Source organism: Sphingomonas sp. FW306-1B-B10E, assembly GCF_058782005.1.
In genome coordinates, this window is sequence record NZ_JBYSXG010000073.1 from 1 (window position 1) to 17338 (window position 17338).

The window sequence follows — 17338 nt, forward strand, 5'->3', positions numbered from 1 at the left end:
CCCCAACCCCGCGTCAGGTAAACAGCGCCCCCGCGCTGTTTGGCCCATGCCGGGGGCATGGGCGACCTGCCGCGCCTGAAGGGGAGGGGCTTTCCCATCAGTCCATTCGCCCAATCGAATCGCTGGCGCGCCGAGTTGAGTTCCGCCGGGATTTACGTGGCATGCGCGCAGCGATAATATTGGCGCGCAGCGATCGTCCAGAGTGCCCGGACGCCCTCGTCATGGTTAACGCCGCCCGTCCGCGTGCCAGCGCGGAACGCTGCAACCTGTTGGTTTCGCTAGGCCGGCCCCATGCCCAATCGTTAACTCTCTTTCTTGGTAAAGCGGCTTTTCATCATGCTTTCGCCGCTCCATAGTCGGGTGGAGAGGCTAGATGGGGCCTCGTACAGGGCGACTCAGCGGTGACTGCACTTTCCCGTTTTCCGCGCTTCTTCGTGACCAGCCCGAGCCCGTGCCCCTATTTGCCGGGCCGGCAGGAGCGGAAGATCTTCACCGAGCTGACCGGCCAGCATGCCGGTGAGCTCAACGATGCGCTCGGCCGGATCGGCTTCCGCCGCAGCCAGTCGGTCGCGTACCGCCCGAGCTGCGCGGGCTGCACCGCCTGCGTGTCGGTCCGCGTCGTCGCCGATCAGTTCCGCCCCAACGCCACCCAGCGCAAGCTGCTCAAGCGGCACGGCGACTTGGAAGTCACCGCGTGCAAGCCCTGGGCGACCGACGAGCAGTTCGAATTGCTTCACCGCTATCTGACCGCGCGCCATCCGGGCGGCGGCATGGCGGCGATGGACGAGAGTGACTATGCCGACATGGTCGAGCAGTCGCCGGTCAGCTCCTACGTCATCGAATATCGCGAACCCTCGATTGATGGTGAGCGCGGCCGGCTGGTCGGCGCGTGCATCACCGACCAGCAGGCCGACGGCCTGTCGATGATCTACAGTTTCTTCGAGGCCGACAGCGAGACGCGTCCCGGCCTCGGCAACTTCATCATCATGGACCACATCCTGCGCGCCCGCGCGGCGAAGCTGCCCTATGTCTATCTGGGCTATTGGGTGAAGGGCAGCGAGCGGATGGCCTATAAGACGCGCTACCGGCCGATCGAAGTGCTCGGCCCCAATGGCTGGTCGCTGCTCACCGACGAGGACATGGCCACCTCGATGCCGGTCCCGGCGCGCGTGCACGAACTGGCCTGACCCGGCTGGGACTGCGCTAATTGTTCCCCGGCGAAGGCCGGGGCCCAGTTTCGGCGAACTAGTTTAGCGAGGTTCGCCCTCTCGACGGCATTGCAACTGGGCCCCGGCCTTCGCCGGGGAACAGCAGTGCGATCGGCAGGCGCTATTCCTCGGAAACCCTGAGCGCCACGTCGAGCTCTTCGTCGCCTGGCCCGATCCGCGTCCCCGCAATCGATGCGGCGCCGAGCGCGTCCAGGCCTACCGCGACGCGGACATAGCCTTCGTCGGGGCACAGTCCGGTCGCCGGATCGAAGCCGACCCAGCCCAGCCCTTCGACATGTGCCTCCGCCCAGGCATGCGGCGCCGATTGGGCACGCTCGTCGATATGATAGCCGGAGACATAGCGCGCCGGAACGCCGAGCCCGCGCGCCGCGGCGATGAACATCTGCGCGACATCGCGCGAGGTCGCCTTGCCGCCCGCAAAGGCCTCGGCCGCGGTGAGGCCGGTATCGATTGCGTCTGGCACGCGGGGGAAGCGCGCGCGTAGCGCGGCGTTGAGGCGGTGCAGGCGATCGAGCGGGTCCTTCGCGCCGTCCACCTGGTCGCGGGCGAAGTCCGTCAGTCCGTCGCCCAGCGACGTGCGCGCGGTGCTGCGCAGATAGACCATCGGCGGCAGCGGCTCGATCGAGCCGAGTACGACGCCGTTGGTGTCGCTGGTCAGCGCCTCGCCGGTGACCGTGATGTCGATCGCCTCGATCGGTCCCTCGGCGTAGAGCATCGTCACGGCATTGCCGAAGCCGTCGGTCGCGTCGCGCATCCGGGCGTCGCAATCGACGCCGATCATCCAGCTCACCACGGTCTGGTCGCGCGTGTCGCACGGGGTCAGGCGCAGCATCTGCACCAGCCGCGCCTGGGGCTCGGAGAAGCGATAGCGGCTGCGATGGTCGATCGTGATCCGCATCAGATGAACCTGAACTGCCGCGCTACCGCGGCATCGAGCATGGCATTCTCGTGGATGAACGCCTCGAGATATTCGTGGAGCCCGCTGACGATCACCTCCGACGTGCGCGTCTTCTGCATCCGCGCCATCCGTGCGCGCGCCATGCGGTCGGCTTCGCCCTGGAGCCCGGTGCGCCGCGCGAGCTGGCTGAGCAATTGCACCGCTTCCTCGACGCAGGCGGCGAGGCTGCGCGGCAGCTCGAACCGGCTGATCAGCAGGTCGATGACGTTCGCCGGCTGAAGCCCGTCGCTGTACAGCCAGCGATAGGCGGTCACTGCCGAGACGGTCTGGAGGATCGTCGTCCATTGGTCGCGATCGACGACGCCGCCCACCGCTTCGCCTTCGGGCAGCAGCAGGTGATATTTCACGTCGACCAGCCGCGCGGTGTTGTCGGCGCGCTCGATCGCCGCGCCGAGCTGGATCAGCCAGGTCGCTTCGTTGCGCATCATCCGGTGGATCGATCCCTCGAAGCCGCGCGTCTCGCCCTTGACCTGCTCGACCAGGTTGAGCGTTGCGGTGGCGCCGCCGGTCGAGGCACGGTTCTGGAACAGCCACCAGGCGCGGTTGATCGCCGTCCACGCCTCGCGGGTGAGCGCGGTGCGCACCGCCCGGGCATTGTTGCGCGCCATCTCCAGGCAGCGGACGATCGAGCCGGGATGGCTGGGATCGAGCGTCAGGAAGCGCGCGACATGCGCCTGGGTATAGGCTTGCCCGGTCGCGGCGAAGGCCGCGTCGGTATCGGTGACCGCCAGCGCGCTCTGCCACGCCGCCTCGCCCGCGGGGCGCGCGGAGAGCGCGTCGAGCCGCACCGTCGCCTCGACCAGCCGCGCGATGAAGTCGGCCCGCTCGACATAGCGCCCGAGCCAATACAGCGCCGCCGCGGTGCGCGAGAGCATCAGCATGGACGATCCTCCCCGGAACGGGGAGGGGGGCCGCCGCCGAAGGCGGTGGTGGAGGGGGCGTGCCCCAAATGGATTCGCTTGTGGAGAGCCCCCTCCACCAGCCTGCGGCTGGTCCCCCTCCCCGTGCCGGGGAGGATCCGAACACCCGCCTTCACTGGCTCTGTCTCTGCACTTGTGACGGCGCCCCATCCTCCAGCAGCACGAAGCTATCCTTGGTCCCGCCGCCCTGGCTGGAATTGACCACCAGCGAGCCCTCGCGCAGCGCCACCCGGGTGAGGCCGCCCGGCACCACGTGCACCCCGTCGCTCCCGGTCAGCACGAACGGCCGGAAGTCGACATGGCGCGGTGCCAGCCCCGCATCGCTCATCGTCGGCACGGTCGACAGGGCCAGGGTCGGCTGCGCGATATAGCGATGCGGCTCGGCGATCAGCGCCGCGCGGAAGTCGGCGATCTGCGCCTTGGTCGCGGTCGGCCCGACGAGCATGCCATAGCCGCCCGAGCCGTCGACGAGCTTGACCACCAATTCGTCGAGATGATCGAGCACATATTTCAACGCCTGCGGCTCGCGGCAGCGGAAGGTCTCGACATTGGGCAGCTTGGCCTCGCCGCCCGAATAGAAGCGCACGATCTCCGGCATGTAGCTGTAGATCGCCTTGTCGTCGGCGATGCCGTTGCCCGGCGCATTGATCAGCGCGACATTGCCCGCGCGATAGGCGGCGATCAGCCCGGGCACGCCGAGCAGCGAGTCCGGCCGGAAGGTCAGCGGGTCGAGGAAGTCGTCGTCGATCCGGCGGTAGATCACGTCGACCTTCACGCGTCCGGCGATCGTCTGGACCCAGACGAAATCGTCGTCGACGACGAGGTCCGCCGCCTCGACCAGCTCGATCCCCATCGAATCGGCGAGGAAGCTGTGCTCGTAATAAGCCGAATTGAAGTGGCCGGGGGTGAGCACGACGCACACCGGATGCGGGTTGTTGCCCGGCGCGACCGAGCGCATCGTCTCGAGCAGCATGTCGGGATAGCTGTCGACTGGCGCCACGCGCAGCTCGCGGAACAGTTCGGGGCACAGCCGCAGCATCGCCTCGCGATTCTCGAGCATGTACGACACGCCCGAGGGGGTGCGGGCATTGTCCTCGAGCACGTAGAATTCATCCGGGCCGACGCGCACCAGGTCGATCCCACAGATATGCGCCCACACCCCGTGCGGCGGCCGGATGCCGGCGACCTCGGGGCGGAACTGCTCGTTGCGATAGATCAGCTCGGGCGGGATCAGGCCTTCCTTGAGGATCCGGCGCTCGCCGTAAATGTCCTCGAGAAACGCGTTGATCGCCTGCGTGCGCTGGACCAGCCCCTCGCACAGCCGCGCCCATTCCTGCTGGAGGAAGACGCGGGGCACGATATCGAACGGGATGATCCGCTCGGCCGCTTCATTCTCACCATAGACTGCGAAGGTGATGCCGAGCTGGCGAAACGCGGCCTCGGCCGATTGCTGGCGGCGCTGAAGCTCGGACGTCGGGGTATCGGCGACCCACTGCGACAGCGCAGCGAATTCCGGTCGCGGTGCATCGGGCCCGCCATGCCCCCAGATCTCGTCGAACGCCCCGCGTGATGCCATCGAAGCTCCCAAGTGCGGGAAGGGCCCGCAAGTTCCATGCTGCAACGCTTTGTTGCATTGCACAAGGGGCACCGATTGGAGCGGAGGGAGCAGGAGGTACCATCGTCCTTCCCCGTTCGTGCTGAGCCCGTCGCAGCACGACTCTTCCGTCCGGACTGCTCCCCTTCCAAAATAGGATTTGCGCTGCTTTATTCTGGTCGATGATCGCTCGGCTTCCCGCCCAATCGCTCAAACGCCGTATCGCGTCGCTTCGCCGCCGCGGGGGTGGCGCATGCGTGGCGCATGCGTGGCGCATGCGTGGCGCTTCGCCGTCGCGCCGCTGGCGCGTCCGTGTCGCGTGGGTGTCGATAGCTGGCGCAACCCTGTCGCCTCACAGGCGCAAGGGGCGACAACCCGTGCCAGACCCACAACTTTCTAAACTTCGCGCTGCCGCTCCGGGCGATGGATGCGCCGAGTCGGCCCTTGAATCCGGCGCACCCGCGGCGTCAGCGGGCCTTGGCGTGCTCGACCAGCAGCGACTGACTGAGGATCTGCGGAAGTATCTCGGGCTCGGCGCTGCCCGGCGCGTACCAGAGATAGAGCGGCACGCCGGCGCGGTTGTGCCGCTCGATGAAGCGGCCGACCTCGGGATCGCCATTGGTCCAGTCGCCAACCAGCACCGCGACCTTGCCTTTGGCGAGCGCGCCGATCACCGGGCCGGTCTCGATCACTGCCTTTTCGTTGACCTTGCAGGTCAGGCACCAGTCGGCGGTGAAATAGGCGAAGACCGGGCGTCCCTGCGCGCGAAGCGCCGCGAGCCGCGCTTCGCTGAAGCGCTCGCCATGCGCGAACTTCTGCTCGAGCGTGACCGGACGAACGAAGAAAGCGGGGGCCAATGCGAGCGCGAGCGCCGGCAGCGCGATCAGCCAGGCGAAGCTGGCGCCCTTGCGCTGGCGGGTGCCGACGCTCCACAGCCCGAGCGCGACGAGCAATGCGGCACCGAGCCCGAGGACCAGGCCGAGCTGTCCTGCCTGGCGCCACAGCACCCACAGCAAGGCGAGCGCGGTCAGGAACATCGGGATCGACAGGATGCGCCGCAGCCGCGCCATCCACGCGCCGGGCTTGGGCAGGCGGCGGCGCAGCGCGGGGATGAAGCCGAGCAGCAGGAAGGGGAGCGCGATGCCGAGCCCCAGTCCGCCAAAGATCGCCAGCGCGGCGGGCCAGGGCAGGATCAGCGCCGCGCCGAGCGCCGAGGCCATGAACGGACCGCTGCACGGCGTCGCGACGAACGCGGCGAGCGCGCCGGTGGCGAAGGCGCCACCATGGCCGCGCGCAGCGGCGCGGTTGACGAAGCCCGGTGCGTTGACTTCGAACAGCCCGGCGAGGTTGAGCGCGATCCCCGTCATCAGCAGCAACAGCAGCAGGATGATCCGTGGGTCCTGGAGCTGGAACGCCCAGCCCACCGTCGCCCCCGCCGCGCGGATCGCCAGCAGCGCGCCGCCAAGCGCGAGGCAGACCGCGATCACCCCGGCGGTATAGGCCAGGGCTTCACCGCGCGGCTTGGCGTCGGCCTGATTGGATTTGGCGAGGCTCAGCGCCTTGAGGCTGAGGATCGGGAACACGCACGGCATGATATTGAGGATCAGCCCGCCGGTCACCGCGCCGAAAAAGGCGAGCAGCGTCGCCCCCAGCCAGCCGCCGCTCGCCGCAGCCGGCGGCACGGTGCCGGGGAACGCATCGACGATGAAGCCCTGATTGCCGAAGGCGAGCACGCCGCTGACCGCGCCCGCCGGCGCCTTGGCCGTCGCCTCGACCACCACGCGGTCGCCCTCGCGCACCACCCGCTGCGGCGCGGCATAGTCGATCGCATTCTGGGTCAGCGGAAAGAAATAGCCTTCTCCGGAAAGCGCTGCGGCAGCGGGGAAGGGGACTCCCATCCGCAAGACCGCGCCGTCACGCTGATAGTGCGCCTGCACGCCCAGCGGCTTGGGCAAGGCCGCGCGCCAGCCGTCGAAGCGCGCTCGGCGATCGGCGGGAACGCCGCCGTCGCCGATCGTCAGCGTGGTCGCGAGCGCGGCCTTTTCGGGAACGCAGACCTGGTCGGTGCAGACGAGATAGTCGAGCTTGACCGCGATCGGCAGCGCCTCACCGGGCTTCGCCTCCGCCGGCACGCGCAGCGTCGCCAGCGGCGCGAACGGCGCCTCGTAGACATAGTTCATCAGCCCGGCGATGGTCAGCCGTTGCGGCACCGGATAGCGGAGCGGTCCCGCGCTCGCGCCGGCGGGCAAGGTCCAGGCGACACGCGCGGGCAGCCCCGCGTCGCCGGGATTCTGCCAATAGGCATGCCAGCCGGGCGCGGGCGCAGAGGCGAGCGCGAGCAGGATCTCGCTGCCGGGCGCGGGTCGATCGGTCTCGGCGATCAGTTCGATCCGGACATGCGGACCCCTATCCGCCGCCGATTGCTGCGCCGACGCGACGCCCCCTGCGAACAGCAGGATCAACGACATCAGCACGAAACGAAACCACGCCATGCGCCGTCCTTGCCCAGGATCGATCGATCGACAATAGCTGGCAGCGTATTTCCTCGACTGGAGTCGCCTCCGCAATGAAGTTCGTGCCTCTCGCAGCGTTGGCGCTGCTCGCCGCCGCGCCCGCCGCCGCCCAGCAGGCGCCGAGCCCGCAGACTCCGCCCAAGCTTCTGGTGGTGATCTCGGTCGACCAGTTCTCCGCGGACCTGTTCGCCGAATACCGCACGCATTTCCGCGAGGGCTTTGCGCGGCTGCTGTCGGGCGCGGTGTTCCCCTCGGGCTATCAGAGCCACGCCGCGACCGAGACCTGCCCCGGCCATTCGACGATCCTGACCGGCGCGCGGCCGGCACGCACCGGGATCGTCGCCAACGACTGGACCGACTTCACTGCCCCGCGCGAAGACAAGACCGTTTATTGCGCCGAGGACGAGAGCGTCCCCGGCAGCAATTCGACGAGCTACACCGTCTCGGACAAGCATCTGAAGGTGCCGACGCTCGGCGAATGGATGAAGCTTGCCGATCCGGCGTCGCGCGTCGTCTCGGTCGCCGGCAAGGATCGCGCCGCGGTGATGATGGGCGGGCACAAGGTCGACGAGCTCTGGTGGTGGGGCGGCAAGGCCTTCGTCTCTTATGCCGGCCGCGCCGCGCCGGCGATGGTCACCCGCGTCAATGCCAGCGTCACCGAGCGCCTCGCCGAGGCGCAGGAGCCGATGGAATTGTCTCCGCTGTGTCGTGCGCACAGCCGCGCCATTTCCGTGACGCCCACTCTATCCGTCGGCGACGGCCGCTTCGCGCGCGCCGCGGGCGATGTCCGCGCCTTTCGCGCCTCGCCCGAATTCGACGAGGCGATCCTCGCTTTGGGCGCCGGTCTCGCCACCGACATGAAGCTCGGCCAGGGCGCGCATACCGACTTGCTGATCCTCGGCGCCTCGGCGACCGACTATGTCGGCCACAGCCTCGGGACCGAAGGCAGCGAGATGTGCCTCCAGCTCCAGGCGCTCGATCAGGCGCTCGGCAAATTGTTTGCGGTGCTCGACAAGACCGGCGTCGATTATGCGGTGACGCTCACCGCCGATCATGGCGGGCACGACCTGCCCGAGCGCAATCGCGACCATGCCGCGCCGATGGCCGCGCGCGTCGATCCCGCGCTGGCATCGAGCGCGATCGGCAAGCAGATCGCTGCGAAGCTCGGCATTGTCGGCCCGGTCCTCGTCGGCGGCCCGGCAGGGGACGTCTATTTCGACCCGAAACTGACCAAGGCGCAGCGCGTAGCGGCGCAGGCCGAGGCGATCCGGCTCTATTCGGCGCATCCGCAGGTGCAGGCGGTGCTGACCCGCGCGCAGATCGCCGCGACCGCCGCGCCCAAGGGGCCGCCCGAGACCTGGACCCTGCTCGAACGCGCGCGCCAGTCCTACGAGCCGTCGCGCTCGGGCGACCTCGTCATCGCGCTCAAGCCGCGCGTGACGCCGATCGCCGCGCCCGGCGTGGGCTATGTCGCGACGCATGGCAGCTTCTGGGATTATGACCGGCGCGTGCCGATCCTGTTCTGGCGCAAGGGCATGACCGGGTTCGAGCAGCCGTTGTCGGTCGAGACCGTCGACATCGCGCCGACCCTGGCGTCGCTGATCCATGTGCCGGTCCCCGTGCAGATCGACGGCCGCTGCCTCGATCTCGATGCAGGCGCGGGGAGCACTTGCAGATAGAGCTCTTTCCCTCTCCCCTTGTGGGAGAGGGAGGGAGCCGATGAAATCGGCGGAAGGGTGAGGGGGAGTCGTAGCAGGCGACGTCCCCCTCATCCTTCCCACTCGATTTCATCGAGCGGGCCCCTTCCTTCTCCCACAGGGGGAGAAGGAGTCAGCGCCGCTCGAAGGCGCGCATGCCCGTGAGCCGGTTGTTGCTGAGCTCGATCGTCGAGCCGCTCAAATCCGCGACGAAGGCAGGGTTGGGCGGGGCGCCGGGCGCCATGCTGGCGGTGTTGTCCTCGACGCGCAGACCGGCAGACGGATAGGTCCGGCCCTCCGCCGCGACGACGATCAGCCCCGAATGATTGTCCTTGCTCTTGCCCTGGACGAAGGTGTTGCGCGCGATCAGCCCGGTACCGCCTTCGGACAGGTCGATCATATAGTTGGTCTTGCTGCCCGCGCTGTCGTCGAAGCTCGAATCGGTGACGTTGACCCGCCGCGCGCGAAGCTTGACGTAATGCCCGCCGGTGCCGCGCTCGAAGCGCGACCGCGTGACCGAGACGTCGCCGTCGACGACGAGGTAGATCGAATGGCTGCAGCTCGGGGTCTCGCACTGGCCGAGCCCCGAAAAGGTCGAATGATCGATGCTGATCCGCCGCACCGTCTCGTGCCCGCCGCCAAGAATGCCTTCCTGGCTGTCGAGGAACATCGAATTGGTGACGGTCAGGTCGCCCATCTCGATGCGGATGCCCGCGCCGTTGCCGTCGGGGACCGAAAAGTTGCGGAAGATGATGCCGTCGACCGCCGAGCCGCGGCCGCGCAGCACGAAGGCCGCCTTGCCCTCGCACGCCTCGCGCTCGAAGATCACCGTGCCCGGCTGACGCGCCTTGAAGGTGATCTTGCCGCCCGCCTGGATCACGCACTGGCGATAGGTGCCGGGCGCGATCAGGATCGTCGCGGTGTCGTCGCGGATCGCGTTCACGGCATCGCCGATCGTGGCATAGCCCTGGCCGGTCTCGGCGACGACGAAGGGTGCGGAAGGCTCCTGCGCGGCGGCAGGAGCGGCGAGGGCGAGGAGCAGGATCGTTGCGCGCATGAAGCGGTTATGCGCGCAAGGTGCAAAGTTCGGGTTAATCCCGATTTGGAGGAGCCGGCGGGCGACCGGCTCCTCCTCCGGCCCTAGAACCGGATGCCGATACCGGTGGTGACCTTGTTCGAAGACACGCCGCTGGCGTAATCGGTGTAGCGATACTCGCTCTTCCAATAGGCGCTGGGGGTCAGCTTCACTTCCACGCCCGCGCCGACGAGCACGCCGTCGAGATTGTCCTTGGTGCTGGCGGTGACGCCGGCGACGGTCTGGTCCTCGCGCAGCTGGAGGTTGGCATAGCCGACCTTGCCGTAGAGCAGGGCGCTGGGCGTGATCGGCGTGCCGATCCGCCCGGCGAGCGTGAGTTCGCGGCGCTTGCGCAACTCGCTGCCGTCGGTAGCGTCGCCGGTCGCGTAGCGCACGTCGGACAGGTTCACGCCGCCCTCGATGCCCGCGATGAGGTTCGGGGCGAGCGCGGCGTCATAGCCGATCGCGATGCCATAGCCGAGATCGGACTGCTTGGCCTTGCCGTCGCCGCCGAGCGTGGCGAGGTCGAAGCGCAACTGGTCGAGCCCCACGCTGGCCTCGGCGCGCGCGCCGGTGAAATCGGTCGCCTCCTGCGCAAGCGCGGGGCTGCCCGCGAACATCGCCGCGGCAACGACGATGATGTGAAGTCGGGTCATGGATACTCCTGTACTGGCGCGCCCCGGGGGGTGCGGGCGCAGGAGCCAGATGCGGAGCAGGGGTCTCGGCGGGATTTCGCTTCGTTGCGCGATGCGGCGGAATGTTTCGGAGGGGCTAGGCTCCCCTCCCTGCTTTCAGGGAGGGAAGATCGATCCTACCCCCGAAGCATCTTGATGATCCCCGAGAAATCGAGCGTCGCCCCGTCGCCATTGGCGAATTGTTCGTAAAGCTCCTCTGCACGCGCTGCCATCGGGGTGTCGGCGTCGACGCCGGCGGCGGCTTCGAGCGCGAGCTTCAGGTCCTTGAGCATCAGCGCCGCGGCGAACCCGCCTTGATAGTTGCGGTCGGCCGGCGTCTCGGGACCGACGCCGGGGACGGGGCAATAGCTGGTGATCGACCAGCTCTGCCCCGAGCTGACCGAGGCGACATCGTAGAGCTTCTGCAGGTCGAGCCCGAGCTTTTCGGCGAGCGCGAAGCTCTCGCACGTCGCGATCATCGTCGCGCCGAGCATCATGTTGTTGCAGATCTTGACGCCCTGGCCCGCGCCGCTGGCGCCTGCGTGAATGACCGCCTCGCCCATGTCCGACAAAAACGGCTCGGCGCGGCTGAATGCCGCCTCGCTGCCGCCGACCATGAAGGTGAGGCTGCCGGCATTGGCCGCGGCGATTCCGCCCGAGACCGGGGCATCGACCGCGGCAAGGCCGTGTGCGGCGGCGGCGTCGGCGACGCGGCGCGCGGTGGCGACGTCGATCGTCGAGCAGTCGATCAGGATCGCCCCGGCATCGGCATGGGGCAGGACGCTGTCGGTATAGACGGCTTCGACATGGCGGCCGGCGGGGAGCATCGTGATCACCGCCTCGGCGCCCTCGATCGCCGCATTGGCGTCGTCAGCGGGGAGGCAGCCGGCCTTTTTCGCCTTGTCGAGCGCCTCGGCGGAAAGATCGAACGCGCGGACGTCATGGCCCGCTTTGGCAAGGTTCGCGGCCATCCCGCCGCCCATATTGCCCAGCCCGATAAATGCGATGCGTGCCATTCGATTATCTCCAACATGTTCCCCTCCCGCTTGCGGGAGGGGCTAGGGGAGGGGAAGGTGTCTCACCGAGTACAGCATTAGCGGCCAGCCCCCCGACCCCTCCCGCAAGCGGAAGGGGAGCGCTTCTCGCTGGTCGGAGGCTACTTCCCCGTCCAATTCCCCGGACGTTTCTCGACAAACGCCGTCATGCCTTCCTTCTGGTCCGTCGTGCCGAACAGCGCATGGAACAGCCGCCGCTCGAACTGGACGCCCTGGCTCAATGTCGACTCATACGCGGCGTTGACCATTTCCTTGTTCGCCAGCACCGCCAGCGGGGCCATGCCCGCGATCGCCGCCGCGGTCTTCACCGCATCGTCGACCAGTTCGGCGGTCGGGACGATGCGCGCGACCAGCCCTGCACGCTCCGCCTCTACCGCGTCGATCATCCGCCCGGTGAGGCACATCTCCATCGCCTTGGCCTTGCCGACCGCGCGGGTCAGCCGCTGCGACCCGCCCATGCCCGGCGACACGCCAAGCTTGATCTCGGGCTGACCGAACCTGGCCGTATCCGCCGCGAGGATGAAGTCGCACATCATCGCCAGTTCGCAGCCGCCGCCAAGCGCATAGCCCGCCACCGCGGCGATGATCGGCTTGCGCGTACGGGTGAACGTGTCCCAGCCGGCGAAGAAGTCGTGCCCGTACATGTCGGCAAAGCCCTGCGCCTGCATCTCCTTGATGTCGGCACCCGCCGCGAACGCCTTCTCGCTGCCGGTGATCACCGCGCAGCCCCGCGATGCGTCCTTGTCGTACGCGGCCATAGCATCGAGCAGTTCGGACAGGACCTGGCCGTTCAGCGCATTGAGCGCCTGTGGGCGGTTGAGCGTGATCAGCGTGACGGCGCCGCGCTGCTCGACGAGGATGGTTTCGTACGACATCAATTCCTCCGGTTAGGCGGGCGCCCATTCCTGGTCGGCGGGCAAGGGCGCGAAGATCTGGTCGATCACGTGATCGGTGACGGCCTCGACAGTGGCGGGCTGCCAGCGCGGCGCATCGTCCTTGTCGATGATCACCGCGCGGACGCCCTCGGCGAAATCGGGGCGCTGGACCACGCGCGTGGCGACGGCATATTCCTGCCGCATCTCGTCCTCGAAGCTCGGCATGTGACGGCCCTGACGCACGAGCTGCAGCGAGACCTTCATCGCCTGCGGCGACTTGGTGGCGAGGATCGCCAATTGCTCCTTCGCCCAGAGCCCGTCATCGGCCGCAAGCGCCGTGACGATCTCCTCCACCGTATCTCCAGAGAAAAGTCTATCGATATCAGTGATTTGTGACGTAATATTCGCTTCTTGCGGCGCGACCCCAAGCCGTTCCAGCACGGCGGCGACATCGCCTGCGTGGGCAATGATCGCCACCTTCGCCTCGTCGATCCGCTCGGCGGGCAGATAGTGCGTCGCGAGACAGAGGGCGAGACAGTCAGCGCCGTTGAGCCGCGCCCCGGTGAGCGCGATATATTCGCCGAGGTGCCCGGGAAGCCGCGAGAGATACCAGCCGCCGCCGACATCGGGGAACAGCCCGATCCCGGTCTCGGGCATCGCGAAGCGAGTATTCTCGGTGGCGACGCGGAACTTCGCCGGCATCGAAATCCCGACCCCGCCGCCCATCGTGATCCCGTCCATGAAGGCGATCACCGGCTTGGCGTAAGTGAACAGCGCGTGGTTGAGCTGATACTCGATCCGGAAGAAGTCGCGCGCGGCCTGGCCATCGCCGGCGCCGCTCGTCGCGATCATTCGGATGTCGCCCCCGGCGCAGAAGCCGCGACCCTCGGCGTGATCGATCAGCACTGCCTCGACCGCAGTGTCCGCGCGCCACGCGGTAAGCGCGTCGAGCATCGCCGCGCACATACCGGTGTTGAGCGCATGCAGCGCCTTGGGCCGATTGAGCCGGATCCGGCCCGCGCGGCCTTCGGCGAAAGTGAGGACGTCGTCGCTCATTGCCTAGTCAGCTCGCGGCCGACGATCATTCGCATCACTTGGTTGGTTCCTTCGAGGATCGAGTGGACGCGCAGGTCGCGCCAGAAGCGTTCGATCGGATAGTCCTGCAAATAGCCATATCCCCCGTGGAGCTGGAGCGCGCGGTCGACAACGCTCGAACCCGTATCGGTGGCCAGACGTTTCGCCATCGCGGCGAATTTGGTCTTGTCGGGCGCGTTGGCAGTGACCTTGGCGGCGGCGAGATAAAGCAGGGCGCGCGCCGCCTCGAGTTCGGTTGCCATGTCGGCAAGCGTGAACTGGCTGTTCTGGAAATCGGCGATCGGCCGCCCGAACTGCTGACGGTCCCTGCTGTACTGGATCGCCTCGTCGAGGCAGCGCTGCGCGCCGCCAAGCGAGCAGGCACCGATGTTGAGCCGGCCGCCGTCCAGTCCCATCATCGCGATGCGGAAGCCTTCGCCTTCGCCCCCGACGACGTTCTCGGCAGGCACGCGGACGTCCTCTAGGATCACCTGCGCGGTCGGCTGCGAATGCCAGCCGAGCTTCTTCTCCTGCGCGCCGAAGCTGACGCCCGGCATGTCCTTTTCGATGACGAGGCAAGAAATGCCCTTGGGGCCGTCCTCGCCGGTCCGGACCATCGTGACGTACACCTCGTTCTCGCCGCCGCCCGAGATGAATTGCTTGGTGCCGGTTACGATATAGTCGCCCCCGTCCTTCACTGCGCGGGTCTTGAGCGCCGCTGCGTCCGAGCCCGAGCTCGGCTCGGTCAGGCAATAGCTCGCCAGCCGGTCCATCGTGATCAGGCTGGGGAGATATTTGTCCTTGACCGCCTGCGACCCGAACCGGTCGATCATCCAACTGGCCATGTTGTGGATCGAGATGAACGCGCTGGTCGACGGGCAGCCATAGGCCATCGCTTCCATGATCAGCGCCGATTCGAGCCGTCCAAGCCCGATCCCCCCGGACTCCTCCGACACGTAGATCGACCCGAAGCCGAGTTCGGCCGCCGCGCGAATCGTCTCGCGCGGGAAGATATGCTTCTCGTCCCATTCCGCCGCATGCGGCGTAATGCGGTCGGCGGTGAACTGGCGTGCCATCTCCTGGATCTGGAGCTGCTCGTCGGTAAGGTCGAATTGACTGGTCATGGGGCTTTCTCGTGCAGCACTCGCTCGGCGAACAGCCGGTTGGCGAGCGTGATGTCGTTGCGTTCGTACCAGCGCGGGGCGGGGAGGCCCTTTTCCCACGCCAGCAATTCGGTGAGCGTGCCGTTGGCGCTGGACACGTCGGGCGCCGCAGTCCTGAGCGCGTCGGCATAGGCTGCATCGGCGGTGACGATCTCCCAGCCGTCCGCCCGCAACGTCTTGACCAGGTCGGCAACGAAGAGCGCGGCGATGTCGGTCTCGTGGAGCAGCATCACGTGCGGCGGCGAACGGCCGATCGTCCTGACCATGAGCGCGTCGGCGAAGTCCGCGGCCTGGACATGCGTCTCGACATAGAGATCGCGCAGGCCGGCCTTGTCGATCGTCTTGCCGGCCTTCTTCGCCGCGACCGTCAGTTGCTCGATATTCCAGTCCGAACCCTCGGCGGTGACATAGCCGTTTGTCAGCCCGCGCGCGGCGAGCCCGGCGCGGACGGCGTCGCGCTTGGCCTTGTCCTTGCCGCCCTCGTCTAGAAACGGATAGCGGAGCCACGGGCGATAGCCGGTGCGCGGCGTGAGCCAGGCTTCGGCCTTGTCCACGTCAGCGAGATAGTCGGCGACGCTCGACTGGTTGAGATGCAGGTGGCTGAAGCTGTGATCGGCGATGACGTGCCCGGCGCGGACATAGCCATCGATCAATGCCAAATCGCCCGGCGTCTCGACCTTGCCAGGATTGACGAAGAACGCCGCCTGCGTGACGCGCGCCTTCTTGAGCGCGGCGATCAGCCGGCGTGCGCGCTCCTGCTTGGTGAAGAACGCGCCGACGCTGCGGGGGGCGTCATCGAACGTCAGCGCGATCCGCTTCTGCGCGACGGCCGGTGTCGCGATCAGCAGCGCACAGAGCAGAAGCAGGACGCGCTTCACCGGCTCACCCCATCGTCGGGATGACGAACGCGTCCTGGATGCGCGACGGCCCGCCGTCCTCGCTGCCGCTCGGCAGCGCCGAGCCGTCGGGCCAGCGCTGGGTGACGGTCTTGGTCTTGGTCCAGAAGCGGACGCCTTCCATGCCGTGCTGGTTGATGTCGCCGAACGCCGAGCGCTTCCAGCCGCCGAAGCTGTGATAGGCGACCGGCACCGGGATCGGCACGTTGATCCCGACCATGCCCACGTTCACCCGCGCGGCGAACTCGCGTGCGGCATGGCCGTTGCGGGTGAAGATCGCGACGCCGTTGCCGTACTGATGCTCGCTGGGGAGGCGGACGGCGGTCTCGAAATCGGGGGCGCGGACGATCTGGAGGACGGGGCCGAAAATCTCTTCCTTGTACGACTGCATGTCGGGCGTGACCCGGTCGAACAGCGACGGGCCGATGAAGAAGCCCTGCTCGTGCCCCTGCAGCTGGAAGCCGCGGCCGTCGACGACCAATTCGGCGCCTTCGTCGACGCCGGTCTGGATCCAGTTCTCGACCCGCGCCTTGTGCGCGGCGTTCACCACCGGGCCATAATGCGCATCATTATCAGTAGAGACGCCGACGCGCAGCGAACGAATCGCAGGAAGCAGCTTCTCGCGCAGCGCATCGGCGGTCTTGTCGCCGACCGGCACGACCACCGGGAGCGCCATGCAGCGCTCGCCCGCCGAGCCGAACGCGGCGCCCGACAGGTCGGCGACGACCTGGTCGAGATCGGCGTCGGGCATCACGATGCCGTGGTTCTTGGCGCCGCCCATCGCCTGGACGCGCTTGCCGGCGTCGACGCCGCGGCGGTAGACATAATGCGCGATGTCGGACGAACCGACGAAGCTCACTGCCGAGATGGCGGGATGGTCAAGGATCGCGTCGACCATCTCCTTGTCGCCGTGCACGACCTGGAGGATCCCCTCGGGCGCGCCGGCCTCGCGCATCAGCTCGGCGAGGCGCACGGGGACCGAGGGATCGCGCTCGGAGGGCTTGAGTATGAAGGCGTTGCCGCAGGCGATCGCCACCCCGAACATCCACATCGGGATCATCGCCGGGAAGTTGAACGGCGTGATCCCCGCGCCGATGCCGAGCGGCTGGCGCATCGAATAGACGTCGATGCCGGGGCCGGCGCCTTGGGTATATTCGCCCTTGAGCGCATGCGGGATGCCGCAGGCGAACTCGATCACCTCGAGCCCGCGCTGGATGTCGCCCTTGGCATCGGCGATGACCTTGCCATGCTCGGAGGAGAGGGTGTGGGCGAGGACGTCCATGTTCGCCTCGACCAGCTCCTTGAAGCGGAACATGACGCGGGCGCGGCGCTGCGGGTTGGTCGCGGCCCAGCCGGGCTGCGCGGCCTGCGCGGCGGCGACGGCGCGGTCGAGCTCGGCCTGGCCGCCGAGCGACACCTTGGCCTGGACCTGCCCGGTATTGGGGTCGAAGACGTCGGCGGTGCGTGCCGCGCCGCCGCCTGCATGGCCTGCGATGAGATGCTCGATCGTGCGCATAAACTCTCCTGCGGCGGACGCTCGCGGCCCGACTCGTCGTGTAATTTTATTGCGCAATGGCATATCGACTCCCCTCCCTGCAAGGGAGGGGTAGGGGGT

General features: G+C 67.8%; 14 protein-coding genes. 2 read left to right on the top strand and 12 right to left on the bottom strand.

What is annotated here, in order from left to right; translation table 11 throughout:
* Window positions 1–401: 401 nt before the first annotated feature.
* Entirely contained in the window at window positions 402–1187 is a 786-nt protein-coding gene (locus AC3WJI_RS19875; protein ID WP_492759033.1) for an arginyltransferase, read from the top strand.
* 142 nt (window positions 1188–1329) lie between these two features.
* Here AC3WJI_RS19875 and AC3WJI_RS19880 read toward each other — a convergent pair whose 3' ends face one another.
* The 4 genes from AC3WJI_RS19880 to AC3WJI_RS19895 all read right to left on the bottom strand — a co-directional run bounded on the left by AC3WJI_RS19880 (window position 1330) and on the right by AC3WJI_RS19895 (window position 7193).
* Window positions 1330–2127, bottom strand: coding sequence for a transglutaminase family protein (locus AC3WJI_RS19880; protein ID WP_492759034.1), 798 nt, complete (start codon window positions 2125–2127; stop codon window positions 1330–1332).
* Window positions 2127–3062 (bottom strand): alpha-E domain-containing protein, encoded by a 936-nt coding sequence (locus AC3WJI_RS19885; protein ID WP_492759046.1) that lies wholly within the window; start codon window positions 3060–3062, stop codon window positions 2127–2129. The genes AC3WJI_RS19880 and AC3WJI_RS19885 overlap by 1 nt, the downstream gene beginning before the upstream one ends.
* A 157-nt stretch (window positions 3063–3219) precedes the next feature.
* Window positions 3220–4683 (bottom strand): circularly permuted type 2 ATP-grasp protein, encoded by a 1464-nt coding sequence (locus tag AC3WJI_RS19890; RefSeq protein ID WP_492759035.1) that lies wholly within the window; start codon window positions 4681–4683, stop codon window positions 3220–3222.
* Between the two features lie 485 nt (window positions 4684–5168).
* Window positions 5169–7193, bottom strand: coding sequence for a protein-disulfide reductase DsbD family protein (locus tag AC3WJI_RS19895; protein ID WP_492759036.1), 2025 nt, complete (start codon window positions 7191–7193; stop codon window positions 5169–5171).
* A gap of 74 nt (window positions 7194–7267) precedes the next feature.
* Between AC3WJI_RS19895 and AC3WJI_RS19900 the strand changes: the two genes are divergently transcribed.
* Complete coding sequence (locus AC3WJI_RS19900; protein ID WP_492759037.1) at window positions 7268–8893, top strand: alkaline phosphatase family protein; 1626 nt, start codon at window positions 7268–7270, stop codon at window positions 8891–8893.
* 151 nt (window positions 8894–9044) lie between these two features.
* On the opposite strand, the gene AC3WJI_RS19905 is transcribed toward AC3WJI_RS19900, so the two are convergent.
* The 8 genes from AC3WJI_RS19905 to AC3WJI_RS19940 all read right to left on the bottom strand — a co-directional run bounded on the left by AC3WJI_RS19905 (window position 9045) and on the right by AC3WJI_RS19940 (window position 17239).
* Window positions 9045–9968, bottom strand: a complete 924-nt coding sequence (locus AC3WJI_RS19905; RefSeq protein ID WP_492759038.1) for a right-handed parallel beta-helix repeat-containing protein — start codon at window positions 9966–9968, stop codon at window positions 9045–9047.
* Window positions 9969–10051: 83 nt separating this feature from the next.
* On the bottom strand, window positions 10052–10642 hold the full coding sequence (locus AC3WJI_RS19910) for an outer membrane protein (protein ID WP_492759039.1): 591 nt from the start codon (window positions 10640–10642) through the stop codon (window positions 10052–10054).
* A 155-nt stretch (window positions 10643–10797) separates the two neighbouring features.
* Entirely contained in the window at window positions 10798–11676 is an 879-nt protein-coding gene (gene mmsB / locus AC3WJI_RS19915) for a 3-hydroxyisobutyrate dehydrogenase (protein ID WP_492759040.1), read from the bottom strand.
* A gap of 140 nt (window positions 11677–11816) precedes the next feature.
* Window positions 11817–12590: an enoyl-CoA hydratase gene (locus AC3WJI_RS19920; RefSeq protein ID WP_492759041.1), complete on the bottom strand. Its 774-nt coding sequence runs from the start codon at window positions 12588–12590 to the stop codon at window positions 11817–11819.
* A 12-nt stretch (window positions 12591–12602) separates the two neighbouring features.
* Window positions 12603–13646 carry an enoyl-CoA hydratase/isomerase family protein gene (locus AC3WJI_RS19925; RefSeq protein WP_492759042.1) on the bottom strand — a complete coding sequence of 348 codons (1044 nt, stop codon included), beginning with the start codon at window positions 13644–13646 and terminating at the stop codon, window positions 12603–12605.
* Window positions 13643–14788 carry an acyl-CoA dehydrogenase family protein gene (locus tag AC3WJI_RS19930; protein ID WP_492759043.1) on the bottom strand — a complete coding sequence of 382 codons (1146 nt, stop codon included), beginning with the start codon at window positions 14786–14788 and terminating at the stop codon, window positions 13643–13645. Before AC3WJI_RS19930 ends, AC3WJI_RS19925 begins: the two co-directional genes overlap by 4 nt.
* Complete coding sequence (locus AC3WJI_RS19935; RefSeq protein ID WP_492759044.1) at window positions 14785–15705, bottom strand: polysaccharide deacetylase family protein; 921 nt, start codon at window positions 15703–15705, stop codon at window positions 14785–14787. The genes AC3WJI_RS19930 and AC3WJI_RS19935 overlap by 4 nt, the downstream gene beginning before the upstream one ends.
* Before the next feature lie 4 nt (window positions 15706–15709).
* Window positions 15710–17239: a CoA-acylating methylmalonate-semialdehyde dehydrogenase gene (locus AC3WJI_RS19940; RefSeq protein WP_492759045.1), complete on the bottom strand. Its 1530-nt coding sequence runs from the start codon at window positions 17237–17239 to the stop codon at window positions 15710–15712.
* Between the last annotated feature and the right edge of the window lie 99 nt (window positions 17240–17338).

Bases quoted from the DNA above. Each gene is read 5' to 3' on its own strand.
- AC3WJI_RS19910 (WP_492759039.1), bottom strand. From the start codon at position 10,642: ATGACCCGACTTCACATCATCGTCGTTGCCGCGGCGATGTTCGCGGGC.
- AC3WJI_RS19885 (WP_492759046.1), bottom strand. From the start codon at position 3,062: ATGCTCTCGCGCACCGCGGCGGCGCTGTATTGGCTCGGGCGCTATGTC.
- AC3WJI_RS19890 (WP_492759035.1), bottom strand. From the start codon at position 4,683: ATGGCATCACGCGGGGCGTTCGACGAGATCTGGGGGCATGGCGGGCCC.
- AC3WJI_RS19925 (WP_492759042.1), bottom strand. From the start codon at position 13,646: ATGAGCGACGACGTCCTCACTTTCGCCGAAGGCCGCGCGGGCCGGATC.
- AC3WJI_RS19895 (WP_492759036.1), bottom strand. From the start codon at position 7,193: ATGGCGTGGTTTCGTTTCGTGCTGATGTCGTTGATCCTGCTGTTCGCA.
- AC3WJI_RS19940 (WP_492759045.1), bottom strand. From the start codon at position 17,239: ATGCGCACGATCGAGCATCTCATCGCAGGCCATGCAGGCGGCGGCGCG.
- AC3WJI_RS19905 (WP_492759038.1), bottom strand. From the start codon at position 9,968: ATGCGCGCAACGATCCTGCTCCTCGCCCTCGCCGCTCCTGCCGCCGCG.
- mmsB (WP_492759040.1), bottom strand. From the start codon at position 11,676: ATGGCACGCATCGCATTTATCGGGCTGGGCAATATGGGCGGCGGGATG.
- AC3WJI_RS19920 (WP_492759041.1), bottom strand. From the start codon at position 12,590: ATGTCGTACGAAACCATCCTCGTCGAGCAGCGCGGCGCCGTCACGCTG.
- AC3WJI_RS19880 (WP_492759034.1), bottom strand. From the start codon at position 2,127: ATGCGGATCACGATCGACCATCGCAGCCGCTATCGCTTCTCCGAGCCC.
- AC3WJI_RS19900 (WP_492759037.1), top strand. From the start codon at position 7,268: ATGAAGTTCGTGCCTCTCGCAGCGTTGGCGCTGCTCGCCGCCGCGCCC.
- AC3WJI_RS19930 (WP_492759043.1), bottom strand. From the start codon at position 14,788: ATGACCAGTCAATTCGACCTTACCGACGAGCAGCTCCAGATCCAGGAG.